This is a genomic window from Pseudomonas sp. MF09150, assembly GCF_059862355.1.
This window is the reverse complement of record NZ_JCBCUS010000001.1, coordinates 1,471,285-1,491,164: the sequence shown is the minus strand read 5'-3', so window position 1 is coordinate 1,491,164 and position 19,880 is coordinate 1,471,285. Positions and strand designations below refer to the sequence as shown.

The window sequence follows — 19,880 nt, the reverse complement described above, 5'->3', positions numbered from 1 at the left end:
GCTGATGAGGAAACGTCTGATGGCCGGCAAAACGCTCTACGACAAGCTCTGGGATTCGCATTTGGTCAAACAGCGCGACGATGGTTCGGCGCTGATCTATATCGATCGTCACATCATCCACGAAGTGACTTCGCCGCAAGCCTTCGAAGGCCTGCGTCTGGCCGGGCGCAAGCCTTGGCGCATCGATGCCAACATCGCCACCCCGGACCACAACGTACCCACCACGCCTGAGCGCAAAGGCGGGATCGAAGCGATTGCCGACCAGGTCTCGCGCCTGCAGGTTCAGACCCTTGATGACAACTGTGACGAATACGGCATTGTCGAATTCAAGATGAACGACGTGCGCCAGGGCATCGTCCACGTGATCGGTCCGGAGCAGGGTGCAACCTTGCCGGGCATGACCGTGGTCTGCGGCGACTCCCATACCTCGACCCACGGCGCCTTCGGTGCCCTGGCCCACGGTATCGGCACCTCCGAGGTCGAGCATGTGCTCGCCACGCAGTGCCTGGTCGCCAAGAAAATGAAAAACATGCTGGTGTCCGTTGAAGGCACCTTGCCTTTTGGCGTGACCGCCAAGGACATCGTGCTCGCGGTGATCGGCAAGATCGGCACCGCCGGCGGCAACGGCCATGCCATCGAGTTCGCCGGCAGCGCGATCCGTGACCTATCCGTCGAAGGCCGCATGACCATCTGCAACATGTCCATCGAAGCCGGCGCTCGCGTGGGTCTGGTGGCGGCGGACGAAAAGACCGTGGAATACGTCAAGGGCCGCCCGTTTGCACCCAAGGGCGCCGAATGGGACCTGGCCGTCGAAGCCTGGAAAGACCTGGTGTCCGATGCCGACGCCACCTTCGACACCGTGGTCGAGCTCGACGCTGCGCAGATCAAGCCGCAAGTCAGCTGGGGCACTTCCCCGGAAATGGTTCTGGCCGTGGATCAGAACGTGCCGGACCCGGCCAAGGAAATGGACCTGGTCAAGCGCGACTCCATTGTCCGCGCCTTGAAATACATGGGTTTGACCGCCAATCAGGCGATCACCGACATTCAGTTGGACCGTGTATTCATCGGCTCCTGCACCAACTCGCGCATCGAAGACTTGCGCGCCGCCGCCGTGATCGCCAAAGGCCGCAAAGTGGCCTCGACCATCAAGCAGGCCATCGTGGTGCCGGGCTCGGGTCTGGTGAAGGCTCAAGCCGAATCGGAAGGGCTGGACAAGATTTTCCTCGAGGCCGGCTTTGAATGGCGTGAGCCGGGCTGCTCGATGTGCCTGGCAATGAACCCGGACCGTTTGGAGTCGGGCGAGCACTGTGCATCGACCTCCAACCGCAACTTCGAAGGCCGTCAGGGCGCCGGTGGTCGTACCCACCTGGTGAGCCCGGCCATGGCCGCCGCCGCCGCAGTGAACGGTCGCTTCATCGACGTCCGTGAATTGACCCAGGGAGCGCAGTAATCATGAGAGCTTTTACCCAGCACACTGGTCTTGTCGCGCCTTTGGACCGTGCCAACGTCGACACCGACCAGATCATCCCCAAGCAGTTCTTGAAGTCCATCAAGCGCACCGGCTTCGGCCCGAACCTGTTCGATGAGTGGCGTTACCTGGATGTGGGGCAACCGTATCAGGACAACTCCAAGCGTCCCTTGAACAAGGATTTCGTGCTCAACGCCGAGCGATACCAGGGTGCCAGTGTGTTGCTGGCCCGGGAGAACTTCGGCTGCGGCTCGAGCCGCGAGCACGCGCCCTGGGCCCTGGAAGAGTACGGTTTCCGCAGCATCATCGCGCCCAGCTATGCCGACATCTTCTTCAACAACAGCTTCAAGAACGGCTTGCTGCCGATCATCTTGAGCGACGCTGAAGTCGACGAACTGTTCCAGCAAGTGGAGGCCACCCCCGGCTACCAGTTGCAGGTCGACCTGCAAGCCCAGACCGTGACCCGTCCTGACGGCAAGGTCTTGAACTTCGAGATCGATGCGTTCCGCAAACACTGCCTGCTCAACGGTCTGGACGACATTGGCCTGACCCTGCAGGACGGCGATGCGATTGCGACGTTCGAAGCCAAGCATCGCGCCAGCCAGCCCTGGTTGTTTCGCGACGCCTGAGCCGAACCTCGGTAGTCATCCGTCGAGTACTGTCACGTCGCTGCCTGCGCCCATGCGCAGGCAGCGCTCCCACCGGTTTCGACCGAAAATTCATAGTCTGAACCCGGCAACATCTTCCCAAAGGACTTCATCATGACCAGCAACGCCCATAGCCAAGTCGTGCAAAAGCAATTCGGTGAACAGGCCTCGGCCTATCTGAGCAGTGCGGTGCACGCTCAAGGCACCGAATTCGCCCTGCTGCAATCGGCACTGGCGGGGCAGGGCGCTGCGCGCTTGCTGGACCTGGGCTGTGGCGCCGGTCATGTGAGTTTTCATGTGGCGCCGCTGGTCAGCGAAGTGGTGGCCTACGACCTCTCGCAGCAGATGCTGGATGTGGTGGCGGGGGCGGCAGTGGACCGTGGCCTGGGCAATATCAGCACCGTGCGGGGCGCCGCCGAGCGCCTGCCGTTTGCCGATGGCGAGTTCGACTTTGTCTTCAGCCGCTACTCGGCGCACCATTGGAGCGATCTCGGCCTGGCCCTGCGTGAAGTGCGTCGGGTGCTGAAACCCGGTGGCGTCGCGGCCTTTATCGATGTGATGTCGCCGGGCAGCCCGCTGTTCGACACTTACCTGCAAAGCGTCGAAGTGCTGCGCGATACCAGCCATGTGCGCGATTATTCGGCGGGTGAGTGGCTGCACCAGGTCAGCGAGGCGGGGTTGCATACACGCAGTACCACGCGCCAGCGCCTGCGTCTTGAGTACAACTCCTGGGTTGAGCGCATGCGCACGCCGCAGGAGCTGCGGGTTGCCATTCGCCAGTTGCAGCAAGCCATGGGCAACGAAGTGCGCGATTATTTTGAGATTGAGGCCGATGGTTCGTTCAGTACAGATGTACTGGTGCTGTGGGCCGAGCGATAACATTTTCCCGGGTGTGCCCGCGGGCACGCCGACAGAGCAAACGAGGAACGCATGAGCAAGCAGATTCTGATTCTCCCCGGTGACGGTATCGGCCCGGAAATCATGGCCGAGGCGGTCAAGGTCCTGAACCTGGCCAATGACAAGTACAACCTGGGTTTCGAGCTGAGCCACGACGTGATCGGCGGCGCGGCCATCGACCAGCATGGCGTACCCCTGGCGGATGAAACCCTGGAGCGTGCCCGCGCCGCTGACGCAGTATTGCTGGGCGCCGTGGGCGGTCCGAAATGGGACAAGATCGAGCGTGATATCCGCCCTGAGCGCGGCCTGCTGAAAATCCGTGCCCAGCTGGGCCTGTTCGGCAACCTGCGTCCGGCGATCCTCTACCCGCAACTGGCCGACGCGTCGAGCCTGAAGCCGGAGATCGTTTCCGGTCTCGACATCCTCATCGTGCGCGAGCTGACCGGCGGTATCTACTTCGGCGCGCCACGGGGCACGCGCACGCTGGAAAACGGCGAGCGTCAGTCCTACGACACTCTGCCGTACAGCGAGAGTGAAATCCGCCGTATCGCCCGGGTCGGTTTCGACATGGCCCGTGTGCGCGGCAAGAAGCTGTGCTCGGTGGACAAGGCCAACGTCCTGGCATCCAGCCAGCTGTGGCGTGAAGTGGTCGAGCAAGTGGCCAAGGATTACCCGGACGTCGAACTGAGCCACATGTACGTGGACAACGCGGCCATGCAACTGGTGCGCGCGCCGAAGCAATTCGACGTGATCGTCACCGACAACATGTTCGGCGACATCCTGTCCGACGAAGCGTCGATGCTCACCGGTTCCATCGGCATGCTGCCGTCGGCATCCCTGGATGCCAACAACAAGGGCATGTACGAGCCATGCCACGGTTCGGCGCCGGATATCGCCGGGCAGGGCATTGCCAACCCGTTGGCGACCATTCTGTCGGTGTCGATGATGCTGCGTTACAGCTTCAATCTGCACGACGCGGCGGCTGCCATCGAGCAGGCCGTGAGCCTGGTGCTGGATCAAGGTTTGCGCACCGGTGACATCTGGTCTGCCGGTTGCGAGAAGGTAGGTACGCAGGAAATGGGCGATGCAGTAGTCGCCGCGCTGCGGAATCTGTAATCTTTCGGGCCCACCGCTCAGACGGTGGCCCACTTTTGTATAGGTGTAGTTGCGATGAAACGTGTAGGTCTGATCGGTTGGCGCGGTATGGTCGGTTCCGTGCTCATGCAGCGGATGCTGGAAGAGCAAGACTTCGACCTTATTGAGCCGGTGTTTTTCACCACCTCCAATGTCGGCGGCCAAGGCCCGTCCGTGGGCAAGGACATTGCCCCGCTCAAGGACGCGTACAGCATTGAAGAGCTGAAAACCCTCGACGTGATTCTGACCTGCCAGGGTGGCGACTACACCAGCGAAGTATTCCCCAAGCTGCGCGAAGCCGGCTGGCAGGGTTACTGGATTGATGCCGCTTCCAGCCTGCGCATGCAGGATGACGCGGTCATCGTCCTGGATCCGGTCAACCGCCGGGTCATCGACCAGCAGCTCGACGCCGGGACCAAGAACTACATCGGCGGCAACTGCACCGTCAGCCTGATGCTGATGGGCCTGGGCGGCCTGTTCGAAGCCGGCCTGGTGGAATGGATGAGCGCCATGACCTATCAGGCGGCCTCCGGTGCCGGCGCGCAGAACATGCGTGAGCTGATCAAGCAGATGGGCGCCACCCACGCGGCGGTCGCCGATCAACTGGCCGACCCGGCCAGTGCGATCCTCGACATCGATCGGCGTGTGGCCGAAGCCATGCGCAGCGATGCCTACCCGACCGAAAACTTCGGCGTGCCATTGGCCGGCAGCCTGATCCCGTGGATCGATAAGGAACTGCCGAACGGCCAGAGCCGCGAAGAGTGGAAGGCCCAGGCCGAGACCAACAAGATCCTCGGTCGCTTCAAGAGCCCGATCCCGGTGGACGGCATCTGCGTGCGGATCGGCGCCATGCGTTGCCACAGCCAGGCGCTGACCATCAAGCTCAACAAAGACGTACCGATCGCCGATATCGAAGGGCTGATCAGCCAGCACAACCCTTGGGTCAAGCTGGTGCCCAATCAGCGTGATATCAGCATGCAGGAGCTGAGCCCGACCAAGGTCACCGGCACCCTGAACATTCCGGTAGGGCGCCTGCGCAAGCTGAACATGGGTTCGCAGTTCCTCGGCGCGTTCACCGTGGGTGACCAACTGCTGTGGGGCGCGGCCGAACCGCTGCGTCGCATGCTGCGGATCCTGCTGGAGCGTTGATCGGCTGATGGTCTGAACGAGCCCGCGCCTTGCAAGAGGTGCGGGCTTTTTCTTGGCGCCGAAAGTCGGCTTCCTTTCAATAACGCCCAAACCGGGCACGCCGTGACCCGCGGGCGAATTGCCTCGTCCCCATGCGCCGGGTAAAGTGCCGCTCCCCACGTTTCGCCAGAGGTAGCACCATGAACCAGTCCTTTGATATCGCCGTTGTCGGCGCCACCGGTACTGTCGGCGAAACCCTCGTCCAGATTCTCGAAGAACGCGATTTTCCGGTCGGCAATCTGCACCTGTTGGCCAGCAGCGAGTCCGCCGGGCATTCGGTGCCGTTTCGCGGCAAGAACGTGCGTGTGCGTGAAGTCGACGAGTTCGATTTCAGCAAAGTGCAGATCGTGTTTTTTGCCGCCGGCCCGGCGGTGACCCTGAGCTTCGCCCCGCGCGCCAGTGCGGCCCAGTGCACGGTGATCGACCTGTCCGGCGCGTTGCCGTCGGCCCAGGCGCCGAATGTGGTGCCCGAGGCCAATGCCCAGGTGTTGGCCGGCTTGCAGAAGCCGGTGCAACTGAGCAGCCCGAGCGCTTCGGCGACCTCGCTGGCGGTGGTGCTGGCGCCCCTGGTGGGTTTGCTCGATCTGCAGCGGGTCAACCTGACAGCGAGCCTGGCGGTATCCAGCCAGGGGCGCGAAGCCGTGACGGAGCTGGCACGCCAGACCGCCGAACTGCTCAACGTGCGCCCGCTGGAGCCGCGCTTTTTCGATCGGCAGATGGCCTTCAATTTATTGGCCCAGGTCGGTACGCCTGATGCCCAGGGCCATACCCTGCTGGAAAAACGCCTGGTTCGTGAGCTGCGTGAGGTCCTGGGACAACCTTTGTTAAAGATTTCTGTCACTTGCGTTCAAGCCCCGGTGTTTTTTGGCGATAGCTATAGCGTGACCTTGCAGTCAGGCCGCGCCATCGACCTGGCAGCGGTCAATGCGGCGCTGGAGTCCGCGCCGGGTGTCGAGTTGGTGGAAGCCGGCGATTATCCGACAGCGGTGGGTGATGCGGTCGGACAAGACGTGGTGTATGTCGGCCGGGTGCGTACGGGGGTCGATGACCCCGCGGAACTTAATCTGTGGCTGACGTCAGATAACGTACGCAAAGGCGCTGCACTCAATGCGGTGCAGTTGGCTGAGTTGTTGATAAAAGACCTTCTGTAAAAGATACTTGGCGACAATTTGCAGAATGAATCTAGCCGGGCGCTATGCTTGGCTGGTTTGCTGGAGGTGAGCTACCGTCAGGTGCTTCCAAGGGCATGAGTAAATAATCGCGCGCAATGGCTATTCAAGGCCGCGCGCAGTGCCTTACGGCAGTTGCTACAACACCTTCTCGCTGGCCGAGGAATGTTCAGACAAAGGATGAGGCTATGGTTCAAGTTCGCAAACTGGTGTTAGCAATAGCGGCCGCATCGGCGCTGTCCTCCGGTATGGCGCATGCGCTTGGGCTCGGGGAGCTGACGCTGAAGTCGACTCTGAACCAGCCTTTGGTAGCAGAAATCGAACTGCTGGATGTCAAGGATCTCACCGCGGCCGAAGTGGTCCCCAGCCTGGGTTCGGCAGATGATTTCGCCAAGGCCGGTGTCGACCGCCAGGCCTTCCTCAACGATCTGAGTTTTACCCCGGTCATCAATGCCAGCGGCAAAAGTGTCTTGCGCGTCACGTCGAGCAAGCCGCTGTCCGAGCCGATGGTCAAGTTTCTGGTGCAGGTGATGTGGCCCAACGGTCGCCTGCTGCGGGATTACAGCGTGTTGCTGGATCCGTCGAAATTCTCCGCACAAACCGCCGAAGCCGCCGCCAAGCCTGCCCCTGCAGTGGCTGCGGTGCGGGCACCGGTCACTGCGGCCAGCAAGCCTGCGCAATACACCACCTCGGCCCGCGACACCCTGTGGGAAATCGCTGCCAAGGCCCGCAACGGCGGTTCGGTGCAGCAGACCATGCTGGCGATCCAGGCGCTGAACCCGGACGCCTTTATCGATGGCAACATCAATCGCCTGAAAACCGGCAAGGTCCTGCGCCTGCCTGATCCGGTGCAGAGCACCAGCTTGCCGCAGCCCCAGGCGATCGCCGAAGTGGCCGCGCAAAATGCTGCCTGGCGCCAGGGCCGTCGCTCCGCGACACGTGGACAGCAGCAACTGGATGCCACTCGTCGTGGCGGCGGCGACAAGGTGGCCGGGCAGGGGCCAGCCAAAGACAGCCTGAGCCTGGTCTCTGCCGACTCCGCCAAGGGGCGTGGCAAAGGCGCGGCCGGGGACAGCAAGGATTTGAGCAACAAACTGGCGGTCACCCAGGAAAGCCTGGATACCACCCGCCGCGACAATGCCGAGCTGAAAAGCCGCATGACCGATCTGCAAAGCCAGCTGGATAAGCTGCAACGCCTGATCGAGTTGAAAAACAATCAATTGGCCAAACTCGAAGCTGAAGGCGCAGCCAAGCCTGCAGCCGCTGCGGCAGTGCCGCCGGCCATGCCCGCAGAATTGGTGGCCAAGCCTGAAGCTCCAGCAGTTGCTGCAACCCCGGTGACCGATCCGGCCCCGGTTGTCACGCCCGCTGCCGCTCCCGACGCTACCCCGGTGGCGGCTCAGGAGCCCAAGTCCGATGACGCCACGTTCAACGAGCTGCTGACCAACCCGATCCTGCTGGGTCTGGTAGGGGGCGGCGCGGTCCTGGTCCTGCTGTTGCTGTTGCTTCTGGCGCGCCGTCGCAAGGCCCAGCAGGAAGCGGAAAAGCATTTGCGCATGGCCCGGGCCTTGTCTGAAGAGAACGACATCACCACCGAGGAGCTGGATCTGCCGGAAAGCAGCTTCGAAGGCCTGGAAGTGCCTGCGCCGAGCGTCAAGCTGGCGGTCGCCCCAATACCTGCTCCGGCGCCTGCGCCAGTTGTGGCGCCGGTCGCAGTGGTAGCCCCTGCGGTGGCTGCTGCGGTTGAACATCCGACCGATGTGCTGGAGCAGGCGCAGAACCATATCAATGCCGGGCGCCTGAATCAGGCCGCTGAGCTGCTTGAAGAAGCGGTCAAGCTGGAGCCGCAGCGCAGCGAATTGCGCCTGAAACTGATGGAGGTCTACGGTCTCCAGGGCGATCGGAGTGCCTTTGTTGCTCAAGAGCGGCAGTTGGTGGCCAATGGCAAGAACCACGCGGAAGTCGAGCAACTCAAGAGCCGTTTCCCGGCGATGGTGGTTGCGGCAGCAGCGGCTGCGGGCCTGGGCGCGGCGGCAGTGGCTGCGGAGTTGGATGCCGAATACGTCAAGGAGCTGTTGCAGGATGAGCCTCCGGCGCCGATTGCCGAGCTGCCAATCGAAGGTTTTGATGCTGATTTCGATCTGAGCCTGGACGATCTGGAAGCGGCCTCGCCGGCTGTGGTTGCGGCAGAGCCGGTCCTGGACGAGTTCCCGCTGGATGATGACCTGAGTTTCGAATCGGTGCTGCAACAGCAGACCGAGGCCAAGGAAAGCCTGGACGATCTGTCGGACTTCGACCTGGACCTGGGCGAAGACTTGCCGGCTACGGCTCAGAGTGACGAGGATTTCCTGTTGAGCCTGGAGGACGATCTCAAGGATCTGCCGCTGGGTGAGGTGCCTACGATCACCGAAGCACCACTGGATGATCTGGATCTGCCGGCCGACTTCGATCTGTCGCTGGCCGACGAGATGGATGCCCAGCCCGAGCCCAAGGATGCATTCGCTTCCGAGCTGGACGATGTCAACGCCGAGTTGGATCGTTTGTCTCAGAGCCTGGAGCAGCCGGCCGTAGCCGAGCCTACTTTTACGGCTGAAGACGCGGCGGTCGGCATGGACGAGGGTGATTTTGATTTCCTCTCCGGCACCGACGAAGTAGCCACCAAGCTGGACCTGGCCCAGGCCTACATTGATATGGGTGATAACGACGGCGCCCGGGATATTCTCGGCGAAGTGATCACCGAAGGCAGCGATGGCCAGAAAAACGAAGCCAAGGAGATGCTGACGCGTCTGGCTTGATCGACGCTGAGGTCCAAATAAAACGGCAGCCCTTGAGGCTGCCGTTTTTGTTTGTGCTTCGGCTTGAGCGCTTGCCTGCGATGGCCATCTGGCCGGTGCAAGGCGTTGTTTGCAGCGGTTTCAGGTAAGCAGGTCTTCGTAGAATGCGCCGAAGGGCCGGGTAGGGTGGGCGATCTGGATCTCCAGGATCCACAGGCCGACGTTCGGGCACTCGTCGAAATCTCCCAGATCGCCCGCGCGGTAGATCGCGTGGGGAAAGTCACTGACGCGATGGCCCTTGATGTCCAGGTTCAGCACCCAGCCCATGGCGCTCGCCTGCTCTTCGGCGTAGCGGTAGAGTTCGGGGCCGGCCACCTGGTGGTTCTTCCAGTGGTCGTGCACGCGGTCGAACAGGGTTTTGGCCGCGGCGGCGCAGGCCTGCATCTCGGGGTCGTTGCCGGTGGTAAAGGTGGCACCGGAGTCGCCCTCGTGGCGATCCCAGACCACCCCCAGGTCAATAAAGAAAATATCGTTCTGCCCCAGCCGGGGATCGCCTTCGGAGCGTTGCTTGAAGGTCTTCAGGGTGTTTTCGCCAAAGCGAATCAGCAGCGGGTGCCAGATCCGCTCCATGCTCAGGTCCTTGAGAATCGCCAGTCCCAGCTCCCGGGCCTCTGATTCGAGCATGCCCGGCGTGATGCGCCTGGCCATCTCGGCTATCGCTTCCCAGGTCATGCGTTTGGCGTGGAGCATGCCTTCAAGGCTGTACGCCAGGCCCACGGCTTCTTTGCTTGTGGCGGTCATTCATCAGGTCTCGGTCGGGTGGGTCTTTTATAGTTCGTTATATATTTATCTATATAGCGATTACCTGGGTGGCGATGCAATCCCATTAGGTGTGGCCCTGGGCGGAAGATCGATCTGCAACTAAAAGCCGGTGGCGCATGGCGTCTGCTTCCGGCGGCCTTATAATGGCCGCCTTTGCGTACATCAGCGGGCTGTAAGTTCTTGGCAAATATAGATAACGCGGCCGCCGAAATGGCGGCCGCAGGCTTTTTCAGAATCGCCCTGGGTGTTGAATACAAGGGTTCGCGCTATCGCGGCTGGCAGCGGCAGTCGTCCGGCGTGCCCACCGTGCAGGAAACCCTGGAGAAGGCCCTGTCCAAGGTGGCCGACTCCCCGGTAGTGCTGTCCTGCGCCGGACGTACCGATGCGGGCGTGCATGCCTGCGGGCAGGTGGTGCATTTCGACACCCAGGCCGAGCGCTCGCTCAAGGCATGGGTCATGGGCGCTAACATCAATTTGCCCCATGACGTCAGCGTCAGTTGGGCCCAGGTCATGCCGGCGCATTTTCATGCGCGCTTCAAGGCCATTGCCCGGCGTTATCGCTATGTGATCTACAACGATCAGATCCGCCCGGCCCACCTCAACGAAGAAGTCACCTGGAACCACCGCCCGTTGGATGTCGAACGCATGGCCGAGGCCGCGCGCTACCTGGTGGGCACCCATGACTTCAGCGCCTTCCGGGCCGGACAGTGCCAGGCCAAGTCGCCGATCAAGGAAATTCACCATCTGCGGGTTACCCGGCACGGCAAGATGATCGTCCTGGATATCCGTGCCAGCGCCTTTCTGCATCATATGGTGCGCAATATTGCCGGCGTGTTGATGACCATTGGCGCGGGTGAGCGTCCCGTGGAGTGGGCCGGTGAGGTGCTGGAGAGCCGCATTCGGCGTACTGGCGGGGTTACGGCGCATCCGTTCGGGCTGTATCTGGTGCAGGTCGAGTACCGGGATGAGTTCCAACTGCCGGAGCGATACATCGGGCCACATTTCCTCACCGGTTTCACCGAACTTGACGGCTGACGCTGGGAAAAGCATTTGCTACCATCCAGAACTTTTACGGATTTGCCCCGGGGTTTAAACAACATGACAGCCGTTCGCAGCAAAATTTGTGGGATTACCCGCATAGAGGATGCGCTGGCGGCGGTCGAAGCCGGGGCTGATGCCATCGGCCTGGTGTTTTACGCCAAGAGCCCAAGGGCGGTCACGGTGCAGCAGGCGCGGTCGATCATTGCCGCGTTGCCGCCGTTTGTGACCACTGTTGGGCTGTTCGTCAACGCCAGCCGTTGCGAGCTGGGGGAGATTCTCGATGCGGTGCCCCTGGATCTGCTGCAGTTTCATGGCGATGAGTCGCCGGCCGATTGTGATGGCTACCATCGGCCCTACATCAAGGCGCTGCGGGTCAAGGCCGGGGATGATATCGCCGGCCTTTGCGCGACCTATGCAAAGGCCCGCGGGATTTTGCTGGACACCTATGTCGAGGGCGTACCCGGTGGAACCGGTGAAGCCTTCGACTGGTCACTGGTACCGCAGGGCCTGAGCAAGCCGATCATCCTTGCTGGCGGTTTGACTGCGCAGAATGTGGCCCGGGCGATTGCCCAGGTGCGCCCCTACGCGGTGGATGTCAGTGGTGGGGTGGAGCAGGGCAAGGGCATCAAGGACCAGGCAAAGATTCGCGCATTTATGCAGGCCGTGCGCGGCAGCAGTGAGTCGATGTGACGGCTGGCAGTCTGCCGCCGTCCATAACTCCACTGTACAAAACAGGTGGGCACTGTCTTCGGACAGGCCGAAGTCGAAGTGGCAACCGCTCTGTTGCGGGCTGTCGGGATGGCTGAGGAGCAGTTCGCTACAGGCAGGTCGAGCCTCGTGCTGACCGCGGTAGCGCACCGATCATCGCCGCACACATGAATTTAGCTCAAGGGCATACGCGGGGCTGCGAACCAGAGCGTTCGGGCCGCCGGTACTGGAGAAAGAAAGCATGAGCAACTGGTTAGTAGACAAACTGATCCCTTCGATCATGCGTTCCGAGGTGAAGAAAAGCTCGGTGCCTGAAGGTCTTTGGCACAAGTGCCCGTCCTGCGAGGCGGTGCTGTATCGGCCGGAGCTGGAAAAAACCCTGGATGTTTGCCCTAAGTGCAATCACCACATGCGTATCGGTGCTCGCGCCCGTATCGACATTTTCCTCGATGCCGAAGGCCGTGCCGAACTGGGCGCCGACCTGGAGCCGGTGGATCGCCTGAAGTTTCGCGATGGCAAGAAGTACAAGGATCGCCTGACTGCTGCACAGAAGCAGACCGGCGAGAAGGACGCGCTGATCTCCATGAGCGGCACCCTGCTGGGCATGCCGGTGGTGGTTTCGGCCTTTGAGTTCTCCTTCATGGGCGGCTCCATGGGTGCCATCGTCGGTGAGCGTTTTGTTCGTGCCGCCAACTACGCCCTGGAAAACAAATGCCCGATGATCTGCTTCGCCGCCTCCGGTGGTGCGCGGATGCAGGAAGCGCTGATCTCCCTGATGCAAATGGCCAAGACCTCTGCGGTACTGGCGCGTCTGCGCGAGGAAGGTATCCCGTTCATCTCCGTGCTGACCGACCCGGTCTACGGTGGTGTGTCGGCGAGCCTGGCGATGCTGGGTGATGTGATCGTTGCCGAGCCCAAGGCCCTGATCGGTTTCGCCGGTCCGCGGGTTATCGAGCAGACCGTGCGTGAAAAGCTGCCAGAAGGCTTCCAGCGCAGTGAGTTCCTGCTGGAGCACGGCGCGATCGACATGATCATCGCCCGTCAGGAACTGCGCCCACGTCTGGGCAATCTGCTGGCGCAATTGATGGGGCTGCCGACGCCTGAGTTCGTCGCCGCACCTGTCGAGCCGATCGTGGTTCCGCCGGCTCCAGCCAACCTATGACCCAACGTACCCTTGGCGAATGGCTCGCCTACCTCGAGCAGTTGCATCCGTCGGCCATCGACATGGGGCTCGCGCGCTCGCAAGAGGTAGCGTCCCGCATGGGATTGGGCAAGCCGGCGCCTCGGGTGATTACGGTGACCGGTACCAACGGCAAGGGTTCGACCTGTGCGTTCGTGGCATCCCTGCTGCGAACCCAGGGTTTGCGAGTAGGGGAGTACAACTCGCCACACCTGTTGCGTTACAACGAGCGGGTGCAGATCGATGGCGTCGAAGCCAGCGATGCCGAGCTGTGCGAAGCCTTTGCCGCGGTCGATGCCGGGCGTGGCGAGATTTCCCTGACCTATTTCGAGGTGGGCACCCTGGCTGCCTTCTGGCTGTTCCAGCGTGCCGGGCTTGATGCGGTTGTGCTGGAGGTCGGCCTGGGTGGGCGCCTGGACACGGTCAACCTGGTGGATGCGGATCTGGCGCTGGTGACCAGTATTGGTGTCGATCACGTTGACTATCTTGGCGATACCCGTGAGTCCGTGGCCTTCGAGAAGGCCGGGATCTTCCGCCAGGGCGCGCCGGCGCTGTGTGGGGATCTCAATCCGCCACAGCCGCTGCTGGACAGGGCGCGTGAGCTCAATTGCCCATTCTTCCTGCGTGGGCGCGATTTCGACCTGGGTATGACCGAGCAGCACTGGCAATGGCGCGGCCTCGATCTTTCGGGTGCCCCGGTGGAGCTGCACGATTTACCGTTGCTCGATCTGCCCATGGAAAACGCCGCCCTGGCCTTGCAGGCCTATTTGCTGACGGGCCTACCTTGGCAGCCAGAGCGGATAGTGGCTGCCTTGCGCCAGACCCGGGTGGTCGGTCGCCTGGATCGTCGGCAGTTCGATTGGCAAGGCAAGCGCCTTAATCTGCTGCTGGATGTGGGCCACAACCCCCACGCCGCGCAGTATCTGGCCGAACGCCTGGGCCGTCGGCCGCTGGCTGGCAAGCGTCTGGCGGTGTTTGGTCTGCTGGCAGATAAAGACCTGGCTGGCGTGGTTGAGCATCTGCATCCGCAGGTCGAAACCTGGGCGGTGGCCCCTCTGGATTGCCCTCGGGCGCGTCCGGTTGCGGACTTGCAGGCGGCGCTGGAGAACCTTGGGGCTCGCGTAACGTCCTATGACAGCGTTGCTGCCGCTTTGGAAGGGCAGTGCGCGCTTGCAACGGCAGAGGATGAAATCCTGCTGTTCGGATCTTTTTATTGTGTTGCCGAGGCGCTTGAGTGGCTCGCCCGGCGCTCCACGGAGGAAGCTGCACATGGCTATGCTGGATAACGTCTACAAGCAGCGAATGGTTGGAGCTCTGGTTCTGGTGGCACTGGCGGTGATCTTCCTGCCCATGCTGTTTTCCCGCGAAGATGAGCAGCGTCATGTCAGCGTCGAGGCGCCTGCCGCGCCGCAAGCGCCTGTCATGCCTCAGGTGCAGGTCGAGCCGGTTGTGGTTCCCGAGCCGCAAGCGCTGCCCCAGGAGCCGATTCCGAGCGATGACGAGGTGGTGCAGCAGTCCGCACCGTCTGCGCCGATTGTGCCCAGTGCACCGGCGATCCCTGTTGCACCACCGACAGCTGCGATCAAGCCAGCTCCAGCGCCGGTCGCGCCCAAGCCTACACCTGCTCAATCTGTTGCCAGCACACGGCCGGACACCAGCCAGAGCCGGATCGATGCCAATGGCCTGTCGGTGAGTTGGTCGGTGCAACTGGCCAGCCTGTCCAGCCGCGAAAGCGCTGAAAACCTGCAGAAAACCCTGCGCAGTCAAGGCTATAACGCCTATATCCGTTCCGCCGATGGCAAGAACCGGGTATTCGTCGGTCCGCTGATCGAGCGTGCCGAAGCTGATCGCCTGCGTGACTTGCTGGGTCGCCAGCAGAACCTCAAGGGGTTTGTGGTGCGTTTTCAGCCTGAGCGTGGTTAAGGCTATCTGCTTGATTTGAAAAGCACAGTGAATCGCAGCTTACCGACAGCCAAGCGCTCTGCTAAAATGCGCCGCCTTATCCGTCTGTAGGCTGCACTGTGCCATTTACCTGGGTTGATTGGGCGATCGTTGCAATAATCGCCATCTCCGCGTTGATCAGTCTGAGCCGCGGCTTCGTCAAAGAAGCACTGTCGCTGCTGACCTGGATTATCGCTGGAGTCGTTGCCTGGATGTTCGGTGGCTCACTGTCCGAGTACCTCGCCGGATACATCGAAACACCTTCGGCTCGCGTGATCGCGGGCTGTGCCATCATGTTTGTCGCCACCTTGCTGGTAGGCGCAATGATCAACTTTCTTATCGGCGAATTGATTCGCGTCACCGGCCTCTCCGGGACCGATCGATTTCTCGGCATGGCCTTTGGCGCCGCGCGTGGCGCGTTGCTGGTGGTCGTGGCGGTCGGGCTTTTGAGCCTGGGGCCGGTACAACAGGATTCCTGGTGGCAGCAGTCGCGACTGGTGCCACAATTTCTATTGGTTGCAGACTGGTCGAAGAACCTCATATTGGGGTGGAGCAGTCAGTGGCTGGCCAGCGGTATCAGCGTACCCGCTGATATTCCGTTCAAGGAGCACCTCTTACCGGCCAAAACGCCTCAGTAAGATGTGTTCAGTTCAGTTTCATTAAGTAGGGGTTGCGTCGCATGTGTGGCATCGTCGGTATCGTCGGTAAGTCGAACGTCAATCAGGCGCTGTATGACGCGCTAACCGTCCTCCAGCACCGCGGCCAGGACGCTGCCGGTATCGTGACCAGCCATGATGGCCGGTTATTCCTGCGCAAGGACAATGGTCTGGTCCGTGATGTATTCCATCAACGGCATATGCAGCGCCTGGTCGGCCACATGGGCATCGGCCATGTGCGCTATCCAACCGCAGGCAGCTCGACTTCGGCCGAAGCTCAACCGTTTTACGTCAACTCGCCGTACGGCATCACCCTGGCGCATAACGGTAACCTGACCAACGTTGAACAGCTGGCCAAGGAGATTTACGAATCCGACCTGCGCCACGTCAACACCAACTCCGACTCCGAAGTCCTGCTCAACGTGTTCGCTCACGAGCTGGCCCAGCGCGGCAAGTTGCAGCCGACCGAAGAAGACGTGTTCGCGGCCGTGACTGACGTGCACAACCGTTGCGTCGGTGGTTACGCAGTCGTGGCCATGGTGACCGGTTACGGCATCGTCGGTTTCCGCGACCCGCACGGCATCCGCCCGATCGTTTTCGGCCAGCGTCACACTGACGAAGGCGTCGAGTACATGATCGCCTCGGAAAGCGTTTCCCTGGACGTGCTGGGTTTCACCCTGATCCGCGACCTGGCACCGGGTGAAGCGGTCTACATCACTGAAGACGGCAAGCTGCACACCCGCCAGTGTGCGACCAACCCGCAACTGACCCCGTGCATCTTCGAGCATGTGTACCTGGCGCGCCCGGATTCGATCATCGACGGCGTCTCGGTGTACAAGGCGCGCCTGCGCATGGGCGAGAAGCTGGCCGAGAAGATCCTGCGCGAGCGTCCTGAGCATGACATCGACGTGGTTATCCCGATCCCGGATACCAGCCGTACCGCTGCGCTCGAGCTGGCTAACCACCTGGGTGTGAAGTTTCGCGAAGGCTTCGTGAAGAACCGCTACATCGGCCGTACCTTCATCATGCCGGGCCAGGCTGCGCGGAAAAAATCCGTACGCCAGAAGCTCAACGCCATCGAGCTGGAATTCCGCGGCAAGAACGTGATGCTGGTGGACGACTCGATCGTGCGCGGCACCACCTGCAAACAGATTATCCAGATGGCTCGCGAAGCCGGTGCGAAAAACGTCTACTTCTGCTCCGCGGCGCCGGCCGTGCGCTACCCGAACGTGTACGGCATCGATATGCCGAGCGCTCACGAGCTGATTGCGCACAATCGTTCGACCCAGGACGTAGCTGACCTGATCGGTGCCGATTGGCTGATCTACCAGGACCTGCCAGACCTGATCGAAGCGGTCGGCGGCGGCAAGATCAAGATCGAGCATTTCGACTGTGCAGTGTTTGACGGCAAGTACGTCACAGGCGACGTCGATGAGGCTTATCTGAACAAGATCGAAAACGCGCGTAACGATGCCTCCAAGGTCAAGACCCAGGCGGTCAGCGCGATCATCGATCTGTACAACAACTGATTCAGAGCATTTAGAAGACTTGAGGAGTAGGCGGCATGAGTCAGGATTGGGATGCCGGTCGGCTGGACAGCGACCTTGATGGCGTAGCTTTCGACACCCTGGCCGTACGTGCCGGCCAGCACCGTACGCCGGAAGGCGAGCACGGTGACCCGATGTTCTTCACCTCAAGCTATGTGTTCCGTACGGCCGCCGATGCGGCCGCGCGGTTCGCTGGCGAAGTGCCAGGCAACGTCTATTCGCGCTACACCAACCCGACCGTGCGTGCCTTCGAAGAGCGCATCGCCGCCCTGGAAGGTGCCGAGCAGGCGGTGGCCACGGCTACCGGCATGGCTGCCATTCTGTCGGTGGTGATGAGTCTGTGCAGCGCGGGCGATCATGTGCTGGTGTCGCGTAGCGTATTCGGCTCGACCATCAGTCTGTTTGAAAAGTACTTCAAGCGTTTTGGCATCGAAGTCGATTACGTGCCCCTGGCGGACCTGTCCGGCTGGGATGCGGCAATCAAGGCCAATACCAAATTGCTGTTTGTCGAATCGCCGTCCAATCCCCTGGCAGAGCTGGTGGATATCGCCGCGCTGGCCGAAGTGGCTCACGCCAAGGGTGCGATGCTGGTGGTCGACAACTGTTTCTGCACGCCTGCGTTGCAACAGCCATTGAAGCTGGGTGCCGACGTGGTGGTGCATTCGGCGACCAAGTTCATCGACGGCCAGGGCCGTTGCATGGGCGGCGTGGTGGCCGGCCGGGGTGAGCAGATGAAAGAAGTGGTGGGTTTCCTGCGTACCGCAGGGCCGACCCTGAGTCCGTTCAATGCTTGGATCTTCCTCAAGGGGCTCGAAACTCTCAGCCTGCGCATGCGTGCCCACTGTGCCAATGCCTTGGCCTTGGCGCAGTGGCTGGAGCAGCAGGATGGCATCGAGAAGGTGCACTACGCCGGCCTGCCGAGCCATCCGCAATACGAACTCGCCAAGCGTCAGCAGCGTGGATTCGGGGCGGTGGTCAGTTTTGAAGTCAAGGGTGGCAAAGACGGTGCCTGGCGCTTTATCGATGCCACGCGCCTGATTTCTATTACCGCCAACCTGGGTGACAGCAAAACCACCATCACTCACCCGAGCACCACCTCTCACGGTCGCCTGGCGCCGCAGGAGCGTGAAGCGGCGGGCATTCGCGACAGTCTGATCCGGGTCGCTGTGGGTCTCGAAGACGTTGCCGACCTGCAAGCCGACCTGGCTCGCGGCCTGGCCGCCTTGTGATCGAGTTGTCCTCGCAGCAGGGCAGTGCCAATGGTCGCGTTGCGCTGGTCACCGGCGCGGCACGGGGCATTGGCCTGGGGATCGCCGCCTGGCTGATCAGCGAGGGCTGGCAAGTGGTATTGACCGACCTTGATCGCGCGCGCGGCGCCAAGGTGGTCGAGGTCATGGGGGAGAGCGCCTGCTTTATCGCCATGGATGTCTCGGACGAAAAGCAGGTGGCCCAGGGTGTGGCGCAAGTGCTCGGCCAGTTTGGTCGGCTCGATGCGCTGGTGTGCAACGCGGCCGTGGCCGATCCGCGCAATATCACCCTGGAAAGCCTCGATCTGGCGTACTGGAACCGTGTACTGGCGGTGAACCTCAGTGGGCCGATGCTGTTGGCCAAGCACTGTGCGCCTTACCTGCGCGCTCACGGCGGCGCCATCGTCAATCTGGCCTCGACCCGCGCCGGCCAGTCCGAGCCCGATACCGAGGCTTACGCGGCGAGTAAGGGTGGGTTGCTGGCCTTGACCCATGCCTTGGCTATCAGCCTGGGTCCGGAAATCCGCGTCAATGCGGTCAGTCCGGGCTGGATCGACGCACGTGACCCGGCAGCGCGCCGTGCGCAGCCGTTGAGTGATCTTGATCATGCTCAGCACCCCGCGGGCAGGGTCGGGACGGTCGAGGACGTTGCGGCGATGGTGGCCTGGCTGTTGTCGAAGAACGCTGGGTTCGTCACGGGCCAGGAGTTCGTGGTCGACGGCGGCATGACCAAGAAAATGATTTATCAGGAATAAGAGCAGCGACAAGCTTTTAGCTGCAAGCGGCAAGCAGGGGTGAGCAGTATCCCTTGTTGCTGCTTTTTCTTGCAGCTTGAAGCTAGCTGCTCTCAGCTGTTTTTGAAAAAAACTCCAACGCTGCTATTGACTTAGCTTCGGTATCTGCGTAAATTTCGCGGCCTCAACGAAGCAAAGGGTGATTAGCTCAGCTGGGAGAGCATCTGCCTTACAAGCAGAGGGTCGGCGGTTCGATCCCGTCATCACCCACCACTTCTTGAGTGTCTTTCGAAAGAAAGGCGGAAGCTTCCAAGGAAGCCTCCAACCGACGCGCAGCGGTAGTTCAGTCGGTTAGAATACCGGCCTGTCACGCCGGGGGTCGCGGGTTCGAGTCCCGTCCGCTGCGCCATATTTTCCAAGTCAGGTTCGCCTGGCTTGAGATTGAAAAGCCTCGAAGCTGATCAGTCCGACGATTTAAAAGGTTCAAATGGACGCAAGTCCAAGCGATACGCAGCGGTAGTTCAGTCGGTTAGAATACCGGCCTGTCACGCCGGGGGTCGCGGGTTCGAGTCCCGTCCGCTGCGCCATATCTGCCTCAAGGCCCACTGAACGCCTTGAAGCTACGAAGACGCCACAGGTGCTTCGGATTGATAGCAAAGACCCTGGTCGAAAGACCGGGGTTTTTTGTTTTCGATATTTGGAATGTCAGTCGCGTTTTTTGGTTCTG

The 19,880-nt window shown here is 61.5% G+C and carries 17 protein-coding genes and 3 tRNA genes; 19 read left to right on the top strand and 1 reads right to left on the bottom strand.

The window, feature by feature from the left end; genetic code table 11:
* The first annotated feature begins 19 nt into the window (after positions 1-19).
* The 7 genes from leuC (at position 20) to AC19YX_RS06625 (ending at position 9,298) form a co-directional block, all read left to right on the top strand.
* Entirely contained in the window at positions 20-1,450 is a 1,431-nt protein-coding gene (gene leuC / locus AC19YX_RS06655) for a 3-isopropylmalate dehydratase large subunit (RefSeq protein ID WP_020297825.1), read from the top strand.
* Positions 1,451-1,452: 2 nt separating this feature from the next.
* Positions 1,453-2,097 (top strand): 3-isopropylmalate dehydratase small subunit, encoded by a 645-nt coding sequence (gene leuD, locus AC19YX_RS06650; RefSeq protein WP_020297826.1) that lies wholly within the window; start codon positions 1,453-1,455, stop codon positions 2,095-2,097.
* A 132-nt stretch (positions 2,098-2,229) separates the two neighbouring features.
* Positions 2,230-2,994, top strand: a complete 765-nt coding sequence (locus AC19YX_RS06645; RefSeq protein ID WP_500605951.1) for a class I SAM-dependent methyltransferase — start codon at positions 2,230-2,232, stop codon at positions 2,992-2,994.
* Positions 2,995-3,045: 51 nt separating this feature from the next.
* Positions 3,046-4,128 carry a 3-isopropylmalate dehydrogenase gene (gene leuB, locus AC19YX_RS06640; RefSeq protein ID WP_078471266.1) on the top strand — a complete coding sequence of 361 codons (1,083 nt, stop codon included), beginning with the start codon at positions 3,046-3,048 and terminating at the stop codon, positions 4,126-4,128.
* A gap of 54 nt (positions 4,129-4,182) precedes the next feature.
* Positions 4,183-5,295: an aspartate-semialdehyde dehydrogenase gene (asd, locus tag AC19YX_RS06635; RefSeq protein ID WP_020297829.1), complete on the top strand. Its 1,113-nt coding sequence runs from the start codon at positions 4,183-4,185 to the stop codon at positions 5,293-5,295.
* A gap of 179 nt (positions 5,296-5,474) precedes the next feature.
* On the top strand, positions 5,475-6,485 hold the full coding sequence (locus AC19YX_RS06630) for an aspartate-semialdehyde dehydrogenase (protein ID WP_078471267.1): 1,011 nt from the start codon (positions 5,475-5,477) through the stop codon (positions 6,483-6,485).
* A gap of 206 nt (positions 6,486-6,691) precedes the next feature.
* Positions 6,692-9,298, top strand: coding sequence for a motility hub landmark protein FimV (locus AC19YX_RS06625; protein WP_500605950.1), 2,607 nt, complete (start codon positions 6,692-6,694; stop codon positions 9,296-9,298).
* Between the two features lie 120 nt (positions 9,299-9,418).
* Here AC19YX_RS06625 and AC19YX_RS06620 read toward each other — a convergent pair whose 3' ends face one another.
* Positions 9,419-10,078 (bottom strand): M24 family metallopeptidase, encoded by a 660-nt coding sequence (locus AC19YX_RS06620; RefSeq protein WP_500602561.1) that lies wholly within the window; start codon positions 10,076-10,078, stop codon positions 9,419-9,421.
* A 231-nt stretch (positions 10,079-10,309) separates the two neighbouring features.
* On the opposite strand from AC19YX_RS06620, the gene truA reads away from it, so the two are divergent.
* The 12 genes from truA to AC19YX_RS06560 all read left to right on the top strand — a co-directional run bounded on the left by truA (position 10,310) and on the right by AC19YX_RS06560 (position 19,740).
* Positions 10,310-11,134: a tRNA pseudouridine(38-40) synthase TruA gene (gene truA, locus AC19YX_RS06615; RefSeq protein WP_020297833.1), complete on the top strand. Its 825-nt coding sequence runs from the start codon at positions 10,310-10,312 to the stop codon at positions 11,132-11,134.
* A gap of 63 nt (positions 11,135-11,197) precedes the next feature.
* The gene (locus AC19YX_RS06610) at positions 11,198-11,830 is read left to right on the top strand and encodes a phosphoribosylanthranilate isomerase (RefSeq protein ID WP_500605949.1); all 633 of its coding nucleotides are present in this window, start codon (positions 11,198-11,200) and stop codon (positions 11,828-11,830) included.
* 259 nt (positions 11,831-12,089) lie between these two features.
* On the top strand, positions 12,090-13,010 hold the full coding sequence (gene accD, locus AC19YX_RS06605; RefSeq protein WP_020297835.1) for an acetyl-CoA carboxylase, carboxyltransferase subunit beta: 921 nt from the start codon (positions 12,090-12,092) through the stop codon (positions 13,008-13,010).
* Positions 13,007-14,314, top strand: coding sequence for a bifunctional tetrahydrofolate synthase/dihydrofolate synthase (gene folC, locus AC19YX_RS06600; protein ID WP_500605948.1), 1,308 nt, complete (start codon positions 13,007-13,009; stop codon positions 14,312-14,314). The genes accD and folC overlap by 4 nt, the downstream gene beginning before the upstream one ends.
* Positions 14,298-14,951, top strand: a complete 654-nt coding sequence (locus AC19YX_RS06595; protein ID WP_500605947.1) for an SPOR domain-containing protein — start codon at positions 14,298-14,300, stop codon at positions 14,949-14,951. The genes folC and AC19YX_RS06595 overlap by 17 nt, the downstream gene beginning before the upstream one ends.
* A gap of 98 nt (positions 14,952-15,049) precedes the next feature.
* Positions 15,050-15,607: a CvpA family protein gene (locus AC19YX_RS06590; protein WP_020297838.1), complete on the top strand. Its 558-nt coding sequence runs from the start codon at positions 15,050-15,052 to the stop codon at positions 15,605-15,607.
* 41 nt (positions 15,608-15,648) lie between these two features.
* Positions 15,649-17,154 carry an amidophosphoribosyltransferase gene (purF, locus tag AC19YX_RS06585; protein WP_078474020.1) on the top strand — a complete coding sequence of 502 codons (1,506 nt, stop codon included), beginning with the start codon at positions 15,649-15,651 and terminating at the stop codon, positions 17,152-17,154.
* Positions 17,155-17,189: 35 nt separating this feature from the next.
* The gene (locus AC19YX_RS06580; protein WP_078474021.1) at positions 17,190-18,401 is read left to right on the top strand and encodes an O-succinylhomoserine sulfhydrylase; all 1,212 of its coding nucleotides are present in this window, start codon (positions 17,190-17,192) and stop codon (positions 18,399-18,401) included.
* Between the two features lie 5 nt (positions 18,402-18,406).
* Complete coding sequence (locus tag AC19YX_RS06575; RefSeq protein WP_207202425.1) at positions 18,407-19,174, top strand: SDR family oxidoreductase; 768 nt, start codon at positions 18,407-18,409, stop codon at positions 19,172-19,174.
* Positions 19,175-19,350: 176 nt separating this feature from the next.
* A tRNA-Val gene (locus AC19YX_RS06570) sits at positions 19,351-19,426 on the top strand.
* Between the two features lie 59 nt (positions 19,427-19,485).
* Positions 19,486-19,562, top strand: a tRNA-Asp gene (locus AC19YX_RS06565).
* A gap of 101 nt (positions 19,563-19,663) precedes the next feature.
* Positions 19,664-19,740, top strand: a tRNA-Asp gene (locus AC19YX_RS06560).
* Positions 19,741-19,880: the final 140 nt, after the last annotated feature.